General features: G+C 34.9%; 9 protein-coding genes and 1 pseudogene. 5 read left to right on the top strand and 5 right to left on the bottom strand.

All coding sequences use genetic code 11. From position 1 onward, the window contains the following. The first annotated feature begins 366 nt into the window (after positions 1-366). Positions 367-1,002 carry a peptidoglycan-binding protein LysM gene (locus CLU83_RS11630; protein WP_100431768.1) on the top strand — a complete coding sequence of 212 codons (636 nt, stop codon included), beginning with the start codon at positions 367-369 and terminating at the stop codon, positions 1,000-1,002. A 413-nt stretch (positions 1,003-1,415) separates the two neighbouring features. Here the strand turns inward: CLU83_RS11630 and scpA are convergent, their stop codons facing one another. From scpA to CLU83_RS11605, 5 genes are all read right to left on the bottom strand, one after another. Beyond that, the gene (gene scpA, locus CLU83_RS11625; RefSeq protein ID WP_100433711.1) at positions 1,416-3,542 is read right to left on the bottom strand and encodes a methylmalonyl-CoA mutase; all 2,127 of its coding nucleotides are present in this window, start codon (positions 3,540-3,542) and stop codon (positions 1,416-1,418) included. A gap of 84 nt (positions 3,543-3,626) precedes the next feature. Further along, the gene (locus CLU83_RS11620; protein WP_100431767.1) at positions 3,627-4,991 is read right to left on the bottom strand and encodes a methylmalonyl-CoA mutase subunit beta; all 1,365 of its coding nucleotides are present in this window, start codon (positions 4,989-4,991) and stop codon (positions 3,627-3,629) included. 34 nt (positions 4,992-5,025) lie between these two features. Beyond that, the gene (locus tag CLU83_RS11615; protein WP_100431766.1) at positions 5,026-5,349 is read right to left on the bottom strand and encodes a septum formation initiator family protein; all 324 of its coding nucleotides are present in this window, start codon (positions 5,347-5,349) and stop codon (positions 5,026-5,028) included. 114 nt (positions 5,350-5,463) lie between these two features. Next, entirely contained in the window at positions 5,464-6,072 is a 609-nt protein-coding gene (udk, locus tag CLU83_RS11610) for a uridine kinase (protein ID WP_100431765.1), read from the bottom strand. Positions 6,073-6,398: 326 nt separating this feature from the next. Further along, the gene (locus CLU83_RS11605) at positions 6,399-7,568 is read right to left on the bottom strand and encodes a DUF4861 family protein (RefSeq protein WP_232727077.1); all 1,170 of its coding nucleotides are present in this window, start codon (positions 7,566-7,568) and stop codon (positions 6,399-6,401) included. Between the two features lie 764 nt (positions 7,569-8,332). Between CLU83_RS11605 and CLU83_RS11600 the strand changes: the two genes are divergently transcribed. The 4 genes and pseudogenes from CLU83_RS11600 to CLU83_RS11585 all read left to right on the top strand — a co-directional run bounded on the left by CLU83_RS11600 (position 8,333) and on the right by CLU83_RS11585 (position 20,711). Next, on the top strand, positions 8,333-11,446 hold the full coding sequence (locus tag CLU83_RS11600; protein ID WP_100431764.1) for a glycoside hydrolase family 2 TIM barrel-domain containing protein: 3,114 nt from the start codon (positions 8,333-8,335) through the stop codon (positions 11,444-11,446). Positions 11,447-11,645: 199 nt separating this feature from the next. Continuing rightward, a complete protein-coding gene (locus tag CLU83_RS11595; protein WP_100431763.1) occupies positions 11,646-15,740 on the top strand; it encodes a two-component regulator propeller domain-containing protein in 4,095 nt (1,364 codons plus the stop codon). 56 nt (positions 15,741-15,796) lie between these two features. Continuing rightward, positions 15,797-16,986, top strand: a pseudogene (locus tag CLU83_RS22855) (glycoside hydrolase family 88 protein). Between the two features lie 470 nt (positions 16,987-17,456). Then, positions 17,457-20,711: a SusC/RagA family TonB-linked outer membrane protein gene (locus CLU83_RS11585; protein ID WP_232727073.1), complete on the top strand. Its 3,255-nt coding sequence runs from the start codon at positions 17,457-17,459 to the stop codon at positions 20,709-20,711. The last annotated feature ends 4 nt before the right edge of the window (positions 20,712-20,715 follow it).

Here is a 20,715-nt window from a genome sequence, read left to right as displayed (position 1 = left end):
GACAGCCCGACCTTAGCGGTCATGCCCAATAAAAGGATGTAATAGTTGAAAATTCTTTCTTTTTCAGCTAAAACAATATCTTGAAATCAAAATTTAGTACTAATTTGTGTCTAATTTTTTGTTTTCATGACGTTTTTACTTTTTTTAAGCAGGTTAAATCTTACTTAATTAGGCCTATTTTTTACTGTTTTAGAATTTTTTTTAACTTTTTTTGAAAACCCAAACGTTCGTAAAATTAGTTACTTAGGTGCTTTTTTTGTAGTCAGTTGATAAGTTTAAAGGGTTGATTTTCAGCTTTATTTTTTTAAGTCGTATCTTTGTGCATAGAAATTTCATAACGTGACAGGTTTTGAAGAAAACTACTTTATGATAAAAAAATGGTATTTTTACACAACTTTAATTGTTGTAGTAGCTTTTTTAAGCTTAGGTTTTAAACCATCCAAATTAGAATCTACCCCATGGTTTCTAATTAACGAATCAGATGATACATCCTACTTGCTACCATCATTAAATGTGACAGATTATACCAATTCTGAAATTCCCTATACTGGAACTTTCTTTATTGGTTATAAAGAAGCAATCGGCTTCAAAGAGTCACAGGGAAAATACAGAAAAATCAATTCTCTTGGTTATTTAGGAAAATACCAATTTGGTATTGAAACTTTAAAATCTATCGGTATTCACGATAGCGCAGCTTTCATTAACAGTCCTAGAATGCAGGAAAAAGCTTTTATAGCTTTGCTGTCCAAAAATAAATGGGAACTCAGAAACATTATCGAAAGATACGAAGGAACCGTTTTGAACGGAACCCGTATTACTGAGTCAGGAATTTTGGCAGCAGCACATCTTGCAGGTGTGGGTTCTGTTAAAAAATATTTCAGATACAAAGGGAAACGCTGTTTTAGAGATGCGTATGGAACTTCATTGAGAAGTTATATGCTGCGGTTTGGAGGTTATGATACTTCTTTTATCGTAGCAGACAGTAATGCCAGCGTAGATTAATTATTTTCTTTAAATTCTCAATTAAAAAAGCGTCCGTAATTACTCATACGGACGCTTTTTAGTTTTTAAACCCAACTTCATTTTTTTTGGAGCAGAAATATTTAATTTTTTAGCCAATATTGTCCCGCTATCCGTTTCAATCTTTTGTAGAGACGGGTTTGAAACCCTCCTCTACAAAAGGATTTTCACTGCTGTCGGGGCTAAAGGAGAATATTTTTCTTTTTTATCATTATACAAAAAAAGGAAAAAGGAATACTCAAACTCAGGTTATGAAGCTGTAAATTAGTGAAGAAGCTGTTTTGCTAATTTTGATTTGCAATAAAAAAACGGTACTTCAACAGTTAGTTAAAGTACCGAATGATTGTGAAAAAATGTATCGAAAATTAAATAAGCTATTCAGAAGGGATGTTTTATCAATCAATTAAAACCTCTAATATTTTAATAGCAGCTTCACTAATTTTTGTTCCAGGACCAAAAACGGCTACTGCTCCAGCATCAAATAAAAACTGGTAATCTTGTGCAGGTATTACACCTCCAACGATGACCATAATGTCTTCTCTGCCGTATTTTTTTAATTCTTCGATTACTTGGGGAACTAATGTTTTGTGTCCAGCTGCAAGTGATGATACGCCAAGGATATGCACATCGTTTTCGACTGCTTGTTTGGCTGCTTCGGCCGGGGTTTGAAACAGCGGACCTATATCAACATCAAAACCCACATCGGCATAGCCAGTGGCAACTACTTTGGCACCGCGGTCGTGACCGTCCTGTCCCATTTTGGCGATCATTATTCTTGGTCTGCGCCCTTCTTGTTTGGCAAAAAGATCTGCCAGCTGTTTTGCTTTTTCAAAGCTTTTGTCGTCTTTCATTTCTTTGCTATACACACCGCTAAAAGATTTAATCTGTGCTTTATACCTTCCAAAAACCGTTTCCAGAGCATTGCTGATTTCGCCTAATGTACAACGGTTTCTGGCCGCTTCGACAGCTATTTCTAGTAAATTTCCCTGACCTGTTTGAGCACAGCCGGTTAATTTTTGAAGGGATGCTTGAACCTTGCCTGAATCTCGGGTTGCTTTTATTTGATCTAACTGCTCCAGTTGCTGCAGCCGAACCATTTGGTTGTCTACATCCAGAATCTGTAACGGGTCTTCTTTTTCTAAACGGTATTTGTTGACTCCAATAATAATATCCTGACCGCTGTCTATTCTGGCTTGTTTACGCGCCGCCGCTTCTTCAATCCGGATTTTAGGGATTCCGGTTTCAATGGCTTTGGTCATTCCGCCTAATTCTTCTACTTCTTCAATAAGTTTCCAAGCTTTTTCGACAATTTCATTGGTCAAGCTTTCAACATAATAACTTCCGGCCCAAGGATCTACGGTTTTGGTAATTTTGGTTTCTTCCTGCAGATAGATTTGGGTATTTCGGGCAATTCGTGCCGAGAAATCGGTAGGCAAAGCAATTGCTTCGTCCAATGCATTCGTATGTAAAGACTGTGTTCCTCCAAAAACTGCAGCCGTGGCCTCAATACAAGTGCGGGCTACATTATTGAATGGATCTTGTTCTGTTAAACTCCAGCCCGATGTTTGACAATGGGTTCTCAGTGCCAATGATTTCTCATCTTTCGGATTGAATTGTTTTAACAGTTTTGCCCAAATCATTCTTCCCGCTCTCATTTTTGCAATTTCCATGAAATGGTTCATTCCTACCGCCCAGAAAAAGGATAGGCGAGGTGCAAAATCATCTATTTTCATTCCAGTTGCCAATCCTGTTCTAATGTATTCCAATCCATCGGCAAGAGTGTAAGCCAATTCAATATCAGCTGTTGCGCCAGCTTCCTGCATGTGATATCCCGAGATAGAAATAGAATTGAATTTTGGCATTTTATTGCTTGTAAATTCAAATATATCAGCAATTATTTTCATCGAAGGGGCAGGTGGGTAGATGTAAGTATTACGTACCATAAACTCTTTCAGAATGTCATTTTGAATGGTTCCGGAAAGTTGCTCGGGCATAACGCCTTGTTCTTCTGCAGCAACAATATAAAAAGCCATAATTGGCAACACAGCACCATTCATCGTCATAGAAACCGACATTTCGTCCAATGGAATCTGGTCGAACAATACTTTCATGTCTTCAACAGAGTCTATGGCTACTCCCGCTTTTCCAACATCGCCTACTACACGGTCGTGATCTGAATCATATCCTCTATGGGTTGGCAGATCAAACGCAATTGAAAGCCCTTTTTGTCCTGCAGCAAGATTCCGTCTGTAAAAAGCATTGCTTTCTTGGGCTGTAGAAAATCCTGCATATTGACGGATTGTCCAAGGTCTGCGGACATACATTGAAGCGTAAGGACCACGCAAATTGGGAGCAAAACCAGCTGCAAAATCAAGATGTTCGAGAGTTTCGATGTCCTTTTGAGAATAGGTTTTGTGAAGCTCAATTCCTTCGGCGGTCAGGAAATTTTCAGTCTGCAGTCTGCAGTCTGCAGTCTGAAAATCCTCTTTAAGTGTTATATGCTGTAAATCTTTTCTTTTCATTTTTTTGACTTTCATCGTTTCAGTCAGAAACCAAATTGATTTTTATTGTTTATTGAAAACAGAATATTGAATGCATGAATTTTATTATTCATTTGCTAGACGCTCCTGTTCCAATTTTTCTGCCAGGCGTTTTTCAATAATTGGCGTAATCAATGTTTTTCGGGGTTTTATTTTTACAAAAGGAAACAATTCTAAATCCTGTTTCATTTTGTCATTTTTGTTAGGGTATTTGTTGGTTCCTAAAAGCGTTTCTTTTCCAGAATCGAAAAGTACTTGTTCAGCATCAGCACTTTCTTGGATTTTTCTTTTGATAATGCCATCATTCAGCTGTTTTAGGAATCCGCCTTTGGCTTCAATATCTTTAAATAATAACAGCGCTTTTTCTGCCAATTGACTGGTTAAGCTTTCAATATAATAACTGCCATCTGCCGGATTATCCACTTTGTCAAAATAACTTTCATTTTTTAGAATCAATAATTGATTTCTGGCAATTCGGTCGCCAAATTCATTGTCTTTGTGGTATAATGCATCATAAGGCAAATTTGCAATAGCATCGGCACCGCCAAGAATTGCACTCATGCATTCGGTAGTTGTGCGAAGCATATTGACATTATAATCGTATATGGTTTTGTTGCGTTTGGATGGGGTAACAAGTATTTGGCAATCTAAATTGTGATCATATTCATGAGCTATTTTTTTAAAAAGTATTCGAAAAGCTCGGAGTTTTGCAATTTCAAAGAAATAATTGGTTCCCACTGAAATTTGAAAAACAATAGGCTTGCTAATTGCATTTATTCGATTGAAATATTCATTAGCGTGAGCAAGGCTGTATGCGATTTGCTGGACCATATTTGCTCCTGCATTTTGATACAAACCGCTGTTAATACTGATGAGTGAAAGCGAAGGAGCTTCTTTGGTAAGTATATTCAGTGTTTCAAAATTGTTTTTTTCTTGTGTAGAATACCAATTTCCGTCTTTGGCCAATCGTCCTATTGGATCTAAAAGACAATAGATAGTTGCGCTTTTTTCTTTTGCAATCGCATCAATTTTTTTAACGAAATCGATTGAAATGAATTGAAAATGAAAATAAACGGCGATTTCTTCTAAAGGAAGTTTTTCTAATAATTTTGTAACGTTTATGTTTTCTTCTGGAATGGTAAAACGGAGGCTTTCGGCTCCACGATTAATGGCATCTAGGGCTTTTTCAATGGATTTATCAAGATCAAAAACAAATATATTCTGGCAAATTCTAAATTGTGAAGCTTTTGAAGAAACGGCATATTTTTTAGTAGAATCTTCTTTGTCATAAAATGGCTTCACTTTGATGTCTTCAGGAGAATTCCAGATTAAGGTTTCATTATAATCGGCTCCTTTGAGTTCAAATTGAATTTTTTGTTTCCAAAGTTTTGCAGAAACCGGGCTGAAATCATCGAATAAATTCTTGGCCATTTTTAATTGTAATTAGATTTAATATGCGTCAGGATTATTTTTTATTCACTGTATCACCGTCAAACTGGATGATATAAATATCTTCACTATCTTTTTTCATATAGTATTTTTCACGAGCATATTTTTCTATTTGCAAAGGATTTTTTAGCTGTTTGATGTTTTCTTCATCTTTCCTGATTTCTTCTTGATAATAAGTAGCATTATCCTCCAGTTCGTCAATTTGCTTGTCTAAAAAACGATGTTCAAAATAGGAGTAATTATCCAGAAAAACCATCCAGACTAAAAATGATAATGAGACCCAAACGTACTTGTTACTCAAAATTTTAAACCAATAGCTGTTTTTAAAAGGGTTCTTCATTGGGTTTTTTGCCTAATTTTAATAGAAAATTGAGATTTTGTTTCGGATTACTTTAATTTTTACCAGAAAGTAAAAATCTATTGCGTTTTAATCTGCAATAAAATTACAATAAAATTATAAAATACGCTGATTAATTACAGCACGAACCACATCGATTGCTACAGTGTTAAATTTATCATTTGGAATAATAATATCGGCAAATGCTTTTGTAGGTTCTATGAATTGTTCATGCATAGGTTTTAGGGTGCTTTGATAGCGGTTCAGAACTTCATTCATATCCCTTCCACGTTCTGCAATGTCTCTTTTCATACGACGGATTAAGCGTTCGTCAGAGTCTGTGTGAACAAATATTTTTATGTCAAAAAGGTTTCTTAATTCGGGATTGGTCAGAATTAATATGCCTTCCACAATCATTACTTTTCGCGGATGCGTAACAACGATATCATCGGTTCTGTTGTGCTGTACAAACGAATATACTGGCTGGTTGATGGTGTTTCCTGCCTTTAATTCTTTGAGATGCGCAACCAGCAGTTCAAAATCAATAGCTCTCGGATGATCAAAATTGATGTGGGAACGGTCTTCGTAACTCAGATCGTGCGTTTGTTTGTAGTAAGAGTCCTGAGCAATAATTCCAACTTCGGCTTCGGGCAGTTCATTCATGATTTGATGTACTACTGTTGTCTTTCCAGACCCTGTTCCTCCTGCGATTCCTATGATGAGCATAACTAAATTGTTTGTTTATGTTACAAAAATAGAAATAATTATATTGATATGAGAATAGTTTTTAGGTTTTGATTTTTACTGTTTTTTAAATAGTATAGTTGTTTTGTATTATTTATTGTTCTTAATCTCTAGCAGTAAAATTTATTCTATTATGAAGATATGATAGGTAATTCTATGTGTTTTGAATGAAACGGATAAACTGTTTTATGTTTTAGTTGAAAAGACTATAGATAGATTTACGGCTTTTTTATCAGGATTTATTTCCAAAACAGGTATTATACGGAGCTGCAATAAATTCAGAAGCTGTCAAATCTTTATGAAGAAGCCTAATCAGCCTTTATGATTAAAGGTTCTTTTATTTGCTGATAAAAGTTATTTAAATAGTTCTCCCATTGTTTAGCATCGGTAATTTTTCCGGCTTTATCCCAGGCGGCTCCTGTATAATAAACGATTGGAATGTTATTTTGAACGGTTGTCTTTGCTAAAAGCTGTGTGCCGTTCACAAACATATTGCTTACTGGAGTAGTTAATATTGATCCAACACCTGTTGTGCCGTCTGCGCCATGAACAGGTTCCCAATAACTCATAATGCCTTGTTGTTCGTTTAATGAAATAACACCGTTTTCGGGTCTTTTTATAATTCCAACTACTACAGGCAAGGGTTTATCGCTGTCAAAAGTATAGACATTTTCTATTTTATTAAGCTGAGAACCGGCATCCAGAGAAATGGTTTTTACAGCTTTTACTTTTATACCGCCTGCGTCCCAAGTGTCGTAGGTTAATTGAAATGCAGAGCGCAAAGGCCCGTTATCTAATATTTTCCACTGATGGTAATTTGCCGAATAGCGAATGGTATCATTTACATAAGGTGCCATATTTCCAGCTCCCAGTGTAAAACCCACGTGATAATAATCCATCCCGTCGCCATGGTCGATATGGTATTCATTTCGCTTATATCTTTCGTTGAGGATGAGTCTGTCGGTTCTTTTAACCCAAACGTCCAAACCATAGGCATTTTCGTTTGTATTTTCTAATGCTTTCCCGTAGGCACGAAAAGCGATTTGGTCATTTTCCCATGCAAAATCGTCTTTGCGTTCGGGTACATAACGGGCGTAGGTTTTCGGAGTAAAAACTTCCGGTTTTCCTTTTTGTATAAAAACCGAAACAGCTGATTTTGCTTTAACATCGAGCTGTATCAGTAAATTTTGAATTGCAGCCAGTCCATGGTGTTCTAACTGAAAAGGGATCTGTTTTTTGGTAACAGAATTAATTACCACAAAATTTACGGTATCAATTTGCGGAAAGCTGGAGATTACTTGTTCCCATGGTATAGATACTACTGTTGCTTTTCGTTCTAAAGTAGAGCTGTTTTGGATAGAAAAAGTCACTTTGCCTTGTGCCAAAATTGTCAAAGGAAGAATAATAAATGTAAAATTGAAAAAGTGTTTTATATATTTCATGATTAAAAAATTTTCTTTTGGGGCAACAGTGTTCATTTGTTTTATTTTTTAGACTTATGGAAAAACGGTATTCAAAATTGGAATCCATAAGTTTTATTTTTTATTGATCTCAGTTAAAGTTCAAAACTAAGCGCTTTAGTATTTTACTCTTGCTTCTAAAATAATTTAGACCAAATTACACAAATTTGCACAAATTAGTTAGTTCGAAATAGTATAATTTGTGGCTAATAAATAAGTGCTGTAACCTTGGAATTTTTATTTCGAAAACCAAATATGTGGACTATCATTACATCAGAGTTGTTTAGTCTATACTTTAATTTTTTTTGCGAAATTAACTAATCCAAATTTTGTTAAGACTTTATTTGAATTAATTTAAAATTACTGGTCGGCATCGTTGGATAATTTTATCTTGCACAACAGATTTGATATAACTGCTAACTAATTCGTGCTTAAATAATTTTCTTGTCCAGCTGAATTGCCAATGATGCAAAAATCTTCATGGGAGTAAAAGAAATTAGATATATAAACATTTTTTTCTTGCTCATTTTTGAATTTTAAGAATTTTAAAACGGCATAAATATCAACGTTCTGCAGTGCTTTTTTATGTTTGATATTGATATGCCCCTTCTATTTTATTGTAAAGCCCCTCATGTCTTATGTGATGTTATCTAAATTTGTAAGACCGTTTTTATTTCATTTGTTTTATTTGGAAATCCATTTCTAATAATTATTGATAAAGGTAATTTGAAATAAAATCTGGAATATTAAAGTTTAAAACCTGATTTTTTAAAAATATTTAAATGAAAAAAATTGTATTAGCGCTTGCTTTGTTTTTAAGTCTGCAAAATAGTTTTGCCCAAAGTAATGAATGGGAAAATCCTCAAATTTTAGACAGAGGAAAAGAAGCGGGCAGAAGCTCTTTTCTTTTATTTGGTAATGAAGCTGAGCTGAAAGATAATAATCCTCAAAAATCAGAATTATATCAGAGTTTGAACGGAAGCTGGAAATTCAATATTGTTAAAAATCCATCTCAAAGACCAGTAGAATTTTTTGCTGTGAATTTGGATGACACCAGCTGGAAAAACATTCAAGTGCCTTCTAACTGGGAATTGCAGGGTTATGACATTCCAATTTATACTAATATTACGTATCCATTTCCTAAAAATCCTCCTTTCATAAATGGCGATTATAACCCTGTTGGAACTTACAGACGCACTTTTGCAGTAGCAGATTCATGGAAAGACAAAGAAATTATACTTCATTTTGCTTCTATTTCAGGTTATGCCAGAGTATTCCTGAACGGAAAAGAAGGGGGGATGACAAAGGCATCTAAAACGCCAGCCGAATTTAATATTACTTCTTTATTGCAAAAAGGAAATAACCTAATTGCTGTGCAGGTATTTCGATGGCATGACGGAAGTTACTTGGAAGATCAGGATTTTTGGAGATTAAGCGGTATCGAGCGAGATGTTTATCTGCAGGCAATGCCTAAAATTGCAGTTTGGGATTATTTTGTAAAGAGCGAATTAGACGGTCAATATAGAAATGGGATTTTTAATCTGGATGTTACTTTAAAATATTTCGAAAACAATAAAATTAAAAATCCGGCTGTCAAAGTTGAATTGTTTGACAATGAAGGAAAAACAGTTTATTCTGAAAGTAAAAAAGTAAGTCCTAAAGAGCAAAAAATCAGCTTTGCCAAAACAATTGAAAATGTAAAACAATGGAATAACGAAACGCCAAATTTATACCGTTATACCATTACATTACTGGATAATAAAGGAAAAACACTGGAAATTATTTCTAAAAAAACAGGTTTTAGAAAAGTAGAAATCAAAGATGCCCGATTGTTAGTAAATGGCAAGGCTGTGATGGTTAAAGGAGTTAATATTCATGAGCATGATGATGAAAATGGGCATGTTCCAAATGAAAAACTAACACTGAAAGATCTTCAGTTAATGAAAGAACATAATATTAACGCTATTAGAATGAGTCATTATCCCCATGATACTCATATTTATGATTTATGTGATGAGTATGGTTTTTATGTAGTGGATGAAGCTAATATTGAAAGCCACGCAATGGGCGCAGAGTGGCAAAACAGGTTTGATAAAACAAAACATCCGGCTTATTTACCAGAATGGGCGCCGGCTCATCTGGATCGTATCCATAGAATGTTTGCTATTGATAAAAATCATCCGTCAATTATCATCTGGTCTTTGGGAAATGAGTGCGGAAACGGTCCTGTTTTTTATAATGCCTACGATTGGTTGAAAAAAGAAGATATTACTCGTCCAGTTCAGTTTGAGCAGGCAGGAGAGAATAGAAATACCGATATCGTTGCGCCTATGTATCCCGGAATCAAAAGCATGAAGGATTACGCTAATTCTGATAAAATTCGTCCCTACATAATGTGCGAGTATGCACATGCTATGGGAAACAGCAGTGGGAATTTTCAGGAATACTGGGATATTATCAACAGCAGTAAACGTATGCAGGGCGGGTTTATCTGGGACTGGGTAGATCAGGGAATTAAAACTAAAAATGACAAAGGGGAAGTTTTTTGGGCTTACGGAGGTGATTTAGGCGGTGCTGATTTGCAAAATGACGAAAATGGCTGTGCTGACGGACTTATATTTTCGAACAGAACTCCAAAACCAGCTTTAGAGGAAGTGAAAAAAGTATACCAAAACATTCAATTTCAGCTGAATAATGAATCTGATTTACTGGTGACCAATCATTTTGATTTTACCAATCTTTCGAATTATATTTTTAAATGGGAATTGATTAAAAACGGATTAAAAGCCAAGTCTGGTGAATTTAGTTTAGACTTGAATCCGGAAGAAAGTAAAAAAACTGTTTTAGATTTGGGACAGCTTGATGAAAATTCAGAATATTATTTAAATGTTTTTGCAGTTTCAAAATATGATGCTCCTTTGGTTGCGAAGGGATTTGAATTTGCCAGAGCACAATTTGCAATAGGAAAAGGAAATTATTTTGCAAATAATACTGTGGTAAAAAGTGCTTCCAAATTAAAGTATTCCGTTAAAAATAATGTAATTTCTTTTGAAACAGAAAGCATTGCAGGAGAATTTGATCTGCAAAAAGGAGAAATATTGAAATATAATTTGAAAAATGGAACTACTTTTTTTGCCAATTTTCCAACACCCTATTTTTGGCGTGCGCCAACGGATAATGATTTTGGAAACGAGATGCCAAAAAAATTAGCAATTTGGAAAGAAGCATCAAAAAATGCAACTGTTGTAAGTGTTAATTTAGATAAAAATACTACTGAAGGGTTACTTATAAAAGTGGCTTATAAGTTAGCAGAAGCTGATGTTCCTTTCACCGTAGACTATTTGATTCAGAATAATGGTTCCATAAAAGTTACTGCAGCTATTGATTTAATTGGAAAAGATTTACCTGAACTGCCTCGTTTCGGAATGCGCGCAAAATTAAACGGTGCGTTTGAAAATTTAAATTATTACGGAAGAGGACCTTGGGAAAATTATTCGGATAGAAATTCGGCTTCATTTATTGGAGAATATTCAGATAAAGTAATGAATCAGTACGCTAGAAATTATATCCGCCCTCAGGAATCGGGTTATAAAACAGATGTACGCTGGCTGACTTTAAAAAATGCAAATGGGCAAGGTTTAAAAATTGAAGGACAGCAGCCGATTGGTTTTAGTGCATTGAACATTTCGACAGAAGATTTGGATCCGGGAAAAAATAAAGCACAGCGTCATCCTTCAGATTTAAATTTAAATTCGAAAGAAGCGGTTTATCTGCATATAGATTACAAACAAAGAGGCCTTGGCGGAGATGACAGCTGGGGAAGACCTCCTCATGATCCTTACCGGTTATTGGACAAGAAGTATTCTTATTCTTATATAATTTCTTTAGTTAATTAGTTGCTGGTTTTTGTGTGTTTTTAAAAACCTATGATCTTCTTCATAGGTTTTTTCTAATTTCAGAGATTAATTTTTTAAGAGCAATTTGAGCCTCGATTAATAGCTGATTTAGTATTATCTTAGCAGTTTTAGACTTTTACAAAATTTAAAAGAATAGATTATAAAAAAACTTTATACTCAACCGCAAACATAATATATTTTGAAAAATAGAATCTTTTTATTTTTAATACTTTTTGTTTGTTTTTCGGCCAAACCTCAGGCTGCAGGTTCATTTATTCCCAAATATGGACAAAAAAAATACAACATTGGATACATTGGTATTAAGAACGGGCTAGCTAATAATGCCGTTACTTCTGTTTACAAAGACAAACGGGGTTTGATGTGGTTTGGCACTTATGACGGAATAAGCAGGTACGACGGATATAGTTTTTTAAGTTTCAGAAACGAGCCTAATGATGCCAATTCGTTAATTAATAACAGGGTCGTAAGTATTTGTGGCACTCAAAATGAAATTTGGATTGGCACAAAAGGAGGAATAAGTGTTTATAATTATTTGAGTAATCGGTTTACCACGAAGCATTATATAGATGCTAAAACTTCTAAAAGTGAGCTGATAGATTTTGTTGTCAACGAAATTAGAGATTACAAAACAGATATGTACATCGGCACAGCAGGCAAGGGGTTGCTTTATTATGCAGGAAAACAAGATAAAATCATACAGGTTCCGCTTTATATAAAAGGAAAATTACAGTGGGATTACCATGTTCAGGGAATGGATTTTGATAAATCCGGTAAATTATGGTGTTCTGTTGCTGGAGTTGGCCTTGTGACTATGGATGCATCAGCAAAAAAACTTTCTGTAGTGTTTTCTGACTTTGTGGACGGAGGCAGTGTTTTATATGATAAATTTTCAAATGTTTGGGTAGGAATTGATGGAGGTTTGTTGAAATACAATGACCAAAATAAAACGCATCATATTTATACTAATCAGGAAATTCAATATCCTATTTCTGATTTGATGTGTAAACCCGATAAGAAGGAACTTTGGATTGCTACAAATGGTAATGGAGTAGTTAAATATAATTATGCTTCGGATACTTTTTCCTTATTAAGTGAAAGCTTGAATGAAGAAAAACTCAATAGTAATGCAATTTCATCATTATGTTTAGATAATGAAAATCGAGTTTGGATTGGAACGTTAAGAGGTGGTGTCAATAAAATTGAAGAAAGGAAAAGCCCTTTCACAACTATTTCTAAAAATGAAAAAATAAAAAATACTTTGCCAAGCGATTTTATTCTTTCGTTATCTGAGCAGGACAGTGAGGATCTTTGGATAGGAACAGACGGAGGGGGTGCAAGTTTATGGAACAGAAAGAATAATACATTTACCAATTATTCTTATGATGTAAAAAATCCAAATTCGCTGTCTAATAATTTTGTATCAGCAATTATAAAAGACAGTAAAGGAACTTGGTTTGGAACCTATGGAGGAGGGATTTGCTTTTTTAACTCTCAATCCCATAGTTTTAAAAAATACAATCTTTTTAACCCCAAATATAACGTTACACAAAAGAATATCTGGGTATTATTTCGTGCAAAAAACAATGTTTTATGGGTGGCTTCTCCAGATGAAGAAGGGCTGTACCGCTATGATGAAACAAGTGATAAATTCGATTTTGTGGATGCAAAAATCAGAGGAATCATTTCGATGGCAGAAGACAAGAATGGAAATCTTTGGATAGGAAATTTTACAAAACTGATTCAATTCAATCCGACAACAATGAAACGGAAAGAGATTGATGCAAAATATCCTGTGAGGTCTATTGTTTCTCATTCGAGTACAAAAATGCTCGTGGGTACAGAAGGAGGAGGTTTAATGATTTTTAACCCCCAAACTTTTGAAAAAAAATTACTGACCCAAAGCAATGGCATTTCAAATAACTCAGTTTTAAATATTGTTAAAGATAATCAGGGAGCTTACTGGTGCAGTACCTATAACGGAATATTTGTATATAATGCCGACAGCGGAAAAATCACAATTTATAATGATGCTGACGGACTTCAAAGCAATCAGTTTAATTACAATGCAGCGCTGAAACTCTCTACTGGAGAAATAGTTTTTGGAGGAATTAAAGGCTTTAATATTATTGATACAAAAATAAACAGCCAAATTCATGACTTTCCAAAGCTGATCATCACTTCCATAAAAGTAAATAACAAAGTTTTTGACCAATCGGGTTTAGCCGCTTTTGGAATTGAGAAACTAGAATTGCCTTATGAGGAATCGATGCTGAATATCGAATTTGCTGCTTTAGAATACAGTTTGCCTGAAAAAATATCCTATGCTTATTTTTTAGAGGGATGGGATTCGCAATGGCATTATGTTGATAATATTAGAAATGCAAATTATTCCAGAATAACAGAAGGAGATTATGTATTGAAAATTAAATCTACAAATACTGAGGGAGTTTGGAATACAAAATCTATTTCATTGCCAATAACTATATTACCGCCATGGTACAGAAGCAGTTTAGCCTATTTTTTATATTTTCTGGTTATTGCATTTATTGTTTATGTAGTTAACAAATACCAGCGTCAGCAGGCACAGCTTAGGTATGAGGTAAGACTTTCTCAGGATTTGGCTAAACAGGAGAAGGAATTGAATGAGAAAAAAATAACCTTTTTTACTAATATTTCTCATGAGTTCAGATCGCCTTTAACGATGATTATCAATCCTTTAAAAGATATAATCTATAGTGCTGATCAGCAAATAGATCCGGGAGTCATAGAAATGGTATATAGTAATTCGAGAAGATTACTGAGTTTAGTAGATCAGCTGCTTCTTTTTAGAAAAACAGAAACAGAAACTGGAAAACTTAAAGTTGGACAGATTGATATTGTAGAACTATGCAAAGAGGTGTTTAGCTGTTTTGTGCATTATGCCAAAACAAAAAAAATAGATTACAGTTTTAGTATTTCCGAAGAAAAATTATTTGTTTATGTTGATCGGGAAAAAATAGAAATGGCTTTGTTTAATCTGATTTCGAATGCTTTAAAGTTTACGGAAAAAGAAAATGGAACAGTTACTGTTAACCTTCGTTGCGTGGATAATGAAGTTATTATAAATGTGGTTGATAATGGAGAAGGAGTTTCGGATGCTGATAAAGAGAAAATATTTAATTTATTCTATCAGTCAAACCGAAACATCAAAAACAACCGAAAAGGATTTGGTATTGGTCTTTATCTGGTAAAACAGTTTGTTGATCAGCATTATGGCGAAGTGAGCTGTCGCGATCATGAAAATGGAGGAGCAATTTTTAAAATTAAATTACTTCTGGGAAAAGAACATTTTGGCGATATAGAAATTCGGGAAGATTTAAGTGGGAGAACCTTGTTTTTAGAAGAAGCTTTGGAAGCAACGGAGATACAGGAAAATGTATCACAAACAGATGAAGAACCTGAAAATATTGACGATTTAGTAAAGGATGCAAAAAGTATTTTGGTTGTTGATGATAATGCTCAAATACGAAATTATTTAAGACAGATACTAACTTCAAAATATCATGTTACTGTGGCTGAAAGTGCAGAAGCAGCTTTAGCCATAATAAAAAAAGTGCAGCCCGATTTAATCATTTCTGACGTGGTTATGGGAGAAATGAATGGAGTGGCTTTTTGCAAACACATAAAAACTGATGAAGAGTTAAAGCATATTCCGGTAATATTGCTCACAGGAGGAACTTCAGAAGAGGTAAAACTTAAAGGCGCCGAAGTAGGTGCTGATGATTACATTACAAAACCATTTGATAATGAATATTTATTAGCCCGAATCAGCGGAATATTAGCAAGAAGAGACAGTGAACAGAATTACCTGCTTAATTCTGTTACAAAAAAAGCGGCAGGTCTAAAGTTATCCGACGAGGATAAAAAACTGATTGACAAAATAGTTGATATAATTGATGCCAATTTAGATTCCGATAATTTTAATGTAAATGATCTGGCCGAACACTTAGGGATGAGTTATTCATTGGTTTATAAAAAAATTAAAAAAATTACAGGTAAATCGGTTTCTGAATTTACCCGCGATGTGCGTTTACGAAAAGTGGCAACATTATTAATTACTACCGACTTGCAGATAAGCCAAGCTGCTTCAATTGCCGGTTTTGGCGATATTAAATATTTCAGGAAACATTTTCAGCAGTTTTATAATTTAAATCCCTCTGAGTTTAAGAAGAAGTATCAAAACGTTAAGGATAATAAATATATATTGAATGAGAGTTTTTGGAAATCTGCCTGATTTAGCTTTAACCTAAAAAAAATAAAAACGATTACAATACGGGCTTAAATAGAGTCATGCGTAATTATTTAAAATTTAATCTAAAAATAATTATGAATTTAAAAAACTCATTTTATATTCTAATGGCTGCTTTTTCTTTAGTCGTTATTAGTTGTAAAAGCGGCGCAGTAAAGCAGGGAACCGCAATAAAGCAATCAAAAAAAGAAGTTATAGCAATCATTGATAAAGTAAATAACCGCTGGCAGGATACACATCCTGAAATGGGTAATGCTTTTTGGAATGCTGCCGCTTATCATACTGGAAATATGGAAGCTTACAAAGTAACTCAAAATAAAAAATATTTGGATTATTCTTTGGCTTGGGCAGAAAAAAATCAATGGATGGGAGCCAAATCAAATGATAAATCGGAATGGAAATACAATTATGGGGAAAACGATAAGCATGTGCTTTTTGGAGACTGGCAGATTTGTTTTCAAACCTATATTGATCTGTACAGTTTTACAGGAAAAAATGATTCCCGAAAAATTGCCCGTGCTCGTGAAGTTATGGAATATGAAATGAGCACTGAGGCTAATGATTATTGGTGGTGGGTAGACGGATTATATATGGTAATGCCTGTAATGACTAAGCTGTATAAGCTTACTGGGAACGAAATGTATTTAGAAAAACTGCATTCTTATTTAGCGCATGCCAATAGTATTATGTATGACGAGGAGGCTAAACTATATTTTCGTGATGCAAAATATGTATATCCCAAACACAAAAGTGCCAATGGGAAAAAAGATTTTTGGGCTAGAGGAGACGGGTGGATTTTTGCTGGCTATGCCAAAATTATTCAGGATTTACCAAAAAACGCTAAACATAAAAAGAATACATCAGCCGTTTTAAAGATATGGCAAAAGCTTTGGCAGATGCCCAGCAAAAAGAGGGTTATTGGACAAGAAGTATTCTGGATCCCGAACATGCTCCCGGACCAGAAACAAGCGGTACGGCTTTTTTCACTTATGGTTTTTTATGGGGAATCAATAATGGCATCTTAGACAGAGAGACCTATTTGCCCGTAGTAGAAAAATCATGGAATTATCTAACCACTTTTGCTCTTCAGGCCGATGGCACTGTAGGATATGTTCAGCCTATAGGCGAAAAAGCTATTCCCGGGCAAGTAGTCGATAAGAACTCTACAGCCGATTTTGGTGTTGGAGCATTTCTATTGGCAGCATCAGAAATGAGCCGTTTTGTAGAATAATATAATTAGAGTTCATAACTTTAAGAGCGGCTGTGTTTAGCATTAAAACACAGCCGTTTTTTTATGTAAAAAAATAATATTCAGCGGTTCATTTTATCTGTTTTTTGATTCCTTTTTTTATGTAGTGTGTATTTTTAGTATTGTTTTTTTATTATTGATGTAAAAAATATCCTCTTTTATATAGAATAATACTGATTTACCCCTTTTTTAATCTTGTAATCACCCCCTCTGAAGCATTAGTGTTACGCTACATTTACAATGTGAATTATATGTTAATGTTGGGTGTATTAATCTTAAAGATGATTTAAAAATAGCTTTGAGGTGATTTTAATTATATCTGATGTTGCTGTAATCTGCAAAACTAACAAATATTAATTAACCAAAAATCACAACCAAAAATGACAAATTTTATTAGGATTAAAAAAGGTCCTGATTGCGTATCTGGGTTTAATTTGAAAAAGAAACTTATCATGTTTTGTGTATTAGTTTCTCTATCTCAAGTTCATGCATACGCTATTAGCAACAAAAGTGCAGTAGAGCTGCAAAATGTACAGAATGAAAAAAGCATAAACGGGCAAGTCAGCGATGAAACTGGTATGCCGTTAGCAGGTGCGACAGTTTCGGTAAAAGGGACTAAAATTGCTGTTACAACAGATTTTGACGGGAAATTTACTTTAAAAGCTGATGAAAATTCAGTATTGGTATTTTCTTTTATGGGTTTTACTACTAAGGAGGTGGCTTTAAAAGGCAACACTACAATTAATGTGAAATTGCAAAGTGAGACATCTTCACTAAATGAAGTGGTAGTGGTGGGATATGGTAAAATGAAGAAAAAGGATTTAACGGGCTCAATTGTTACGGTCAAAGCAGAAGCTTTAGCAAATCAAAATCCACAAACTGTTCAAGATATATTAAGAGGGGTTCCTGGACTAAAAGTTGGGTATTCGGCTGATGCAAAGGGAGGAGGATCTTTGCAGATTCGCGGGCAGACTTCTGTTTATTCTGATGGAGGCCATAATTCACCGCTTATTATTTTAGACGGAATGCAGTTCTACGGTGAGCTTTCAGAAATTAATCCTGATGATATTGGTCAGGTAGATATTTTGAAAGACGCATCAGCAACAGCTGTATATGGATCTAAAGCGGCGGCAGGGGTTATTGTTATTTCGACCAAAAAAGGGAAAAATGGCAAGCCTATTATTAATATTACTACAAACACGACGATTACCAGCAAAAGTGCCTATCGCGATGTATATTCTCCAGAGGGGTATGTAAAATATCGTGAAGATTGGGAAACTGCTAAAACGTATGGTTCAAATACGGCAACTGGAAATTATGAGGCATGGATAACAGGCACAGCTGCTGGCAAAGCGGGGTATTACTCAAACCCTAACCAACTAGATCAGTATGGAATATCTCAAGCCCAATGGCTAGCCTATCAGCCAGTAGGGCAAACACAAGGGAAGAGTCTGAGTGAAGTATGGGGACTTCGTTTGGGTATTACTGACGCTGTGCTTTTGAAGAATTTTACTTCAGGAGCAACACACGACTGGTATGACAGCACTTTTAGAACAGGAATAAATCATGACAATAATTTAAGTGTCTCCGGAGCAGGCGATAAAGTAAATTATTATATGTCTTTGGGTTATTTAACGGCAGAAGGAGCTATTCAGGGTAATGATTATTCTGCAGTTCGTGCAAATATGAAAGTGGATGCTAAAATTACGGATTGGCTTGAATTTGGAGCAAACGTTAATTTTCAAGACCGTTCAGATGGAGATATATCTGTTGGTACCGGTACTAATTACTGGGATGCAAATATGTTAAGAAACAGTCCGTTTTCTAACTTTAAAGAAACAAACGGTGATTATGCAAGACAGCCAATGGGACCAACTATTGGAGGATATAATTACTACTACGATAGACAGTATATGGAGCTTGAAAAAGGGTATACTGTGCTGAATACCATTTTTAATACAAAGGTAACTTTACCTGCAGGTATAACGTATTCATTTAATGTTGCTCCGCGCTATGAGCTCTTTTACAATCGTTATTTTCAGTCATCAGGTAATAAAAACTGGAATCCTGTTAATATAGGAGTAGATAGAGGTAGCGGTAAAAAATTTACTTGGAACTTGAATAATACATTAGCATGGGATCATACATTTGCTGGGAAACACCATATCGTAGCCACTTTTGTTCAGGAAGCTGAAGATCTAAAAACATGGTCGGATATTACTTATGCACGTAATATTCAGCCGTCAGATGCTCTAGGGTTTCACAATACGGCTAATGCCACTCTTTTAAACAGCTCTTTTTCTACAACCGATACGCATCAAACAGCCGATGCATTAATGGCGAGACTTTTCTATTCGTTTGATAATCGTTATATGATAACAGGAACTGTACGCCGAGATGGATATTCAGCATTTGGAGCTTCGTATCCTTATGCAACTTTTCCTTCCGTTGCATTTGGATGGAACTTTAATAAAGAAAACTGGTTTAAATGGGAGCCTATGAGTACCGGTAAATTACGTTTGTCTTGGGGTAAAAATGGAAACAGATCGCTTGCTGATCCATATATAGCATTGGCAAACTTAGGTTCTGGAACTGGAGCAACGATGGGATATATAGATGGTTCAGGAAATATTGTTGATACTAAGTATTTAGCAATTGACCGTATGGCGAATCCAAATCTGCAATGGGAAAAAACAACTGCAACAAATATTGGTCTTGACCTTGGTTTCTTAAATGACCGCATCACAAGTACAATAGATGTTTATAGGATGGTTACCAACGACATGATTATGAGTCAGCGTCTGCCTGGTTTCTCTGGATTCGGATCAATTGCAACCAATCTTGGAGAGGTTGAGAACAGAGGGATTGAAGTAAGCCTTACTACTTTAAATATAAAAAATCCAAACTTTGAATGGACTACCAACGTTGGATTTTCATATAATAAAAATACTATAAATGCACTTTATGGAAATATGGAAGATGTTAAGGATACCAATGGGAATGTTATCGGAAAGAAAGAGTCAGATGATAAGACTAATGGATGGTTTATAGGTAAGCCTGTTTCTCAAATCTGGGATTATAAAGTAACTGGGATTTGGCAAAAAGAAGAATGGCAGGAAGCAGCAAAATACGGACAGCGTCCTGGTGATCCAAAAGTTGAAAACAGTTATACTGCTGACGATGTTAATGGAAAACCAACTTATAATGAGAAAGATAAACAGTTTTTAGGAGAAACAGCACCTCCAATTAATTGGTCGCTGCGTAATGAATTCAAAATTTATAAAAATTGGGATTTGGCAATTAATATGTATTCTTACATGGGGCACAAATCGCTTGATGGACGCTATATGAATACGTACAACGATGGCAGTTTGTATACAAATAATTACAATCCATTTGTAAATCCATATTGGACAATTGATAATCCAACCAATGACTGGGCTCGCCTTGATGCCAGAGGGCCTGCAGGAGCTGGAACAGCGAAATTATACGATCGCAGTTTTATTCGGTTAGACAATATTTCATTGGCTTATACATTTCCTAAAGATCTTTTAGACCGTTTGCATGTTAGAAATTTCAAAATTTTTGCTTCGGTTCAGAACGCTGCAACATGGGCGGCTTCTGGTGAATGGAAATATTATGGAGACCCGGAAACTGGAGGATTGGCTACACGAATGTTTAATTTAGGTTTTAACGTTTCACTTTAATAAT

The sequence above is a fragment of the Flavobacterium sp. 1 genome, assembly GCF_002797935.1.
Classification (GTDB): Bacteria; Bacteroidota; Bacteroidia; order Flavobacteriales; family Flavobacteriaceae; genus Flavobacterium.
The sequence above is the reverse complement of the archived record's forward strand: the minus strand, read 5'-3'. Positions and strand labels throughout refer to the sequence as shown.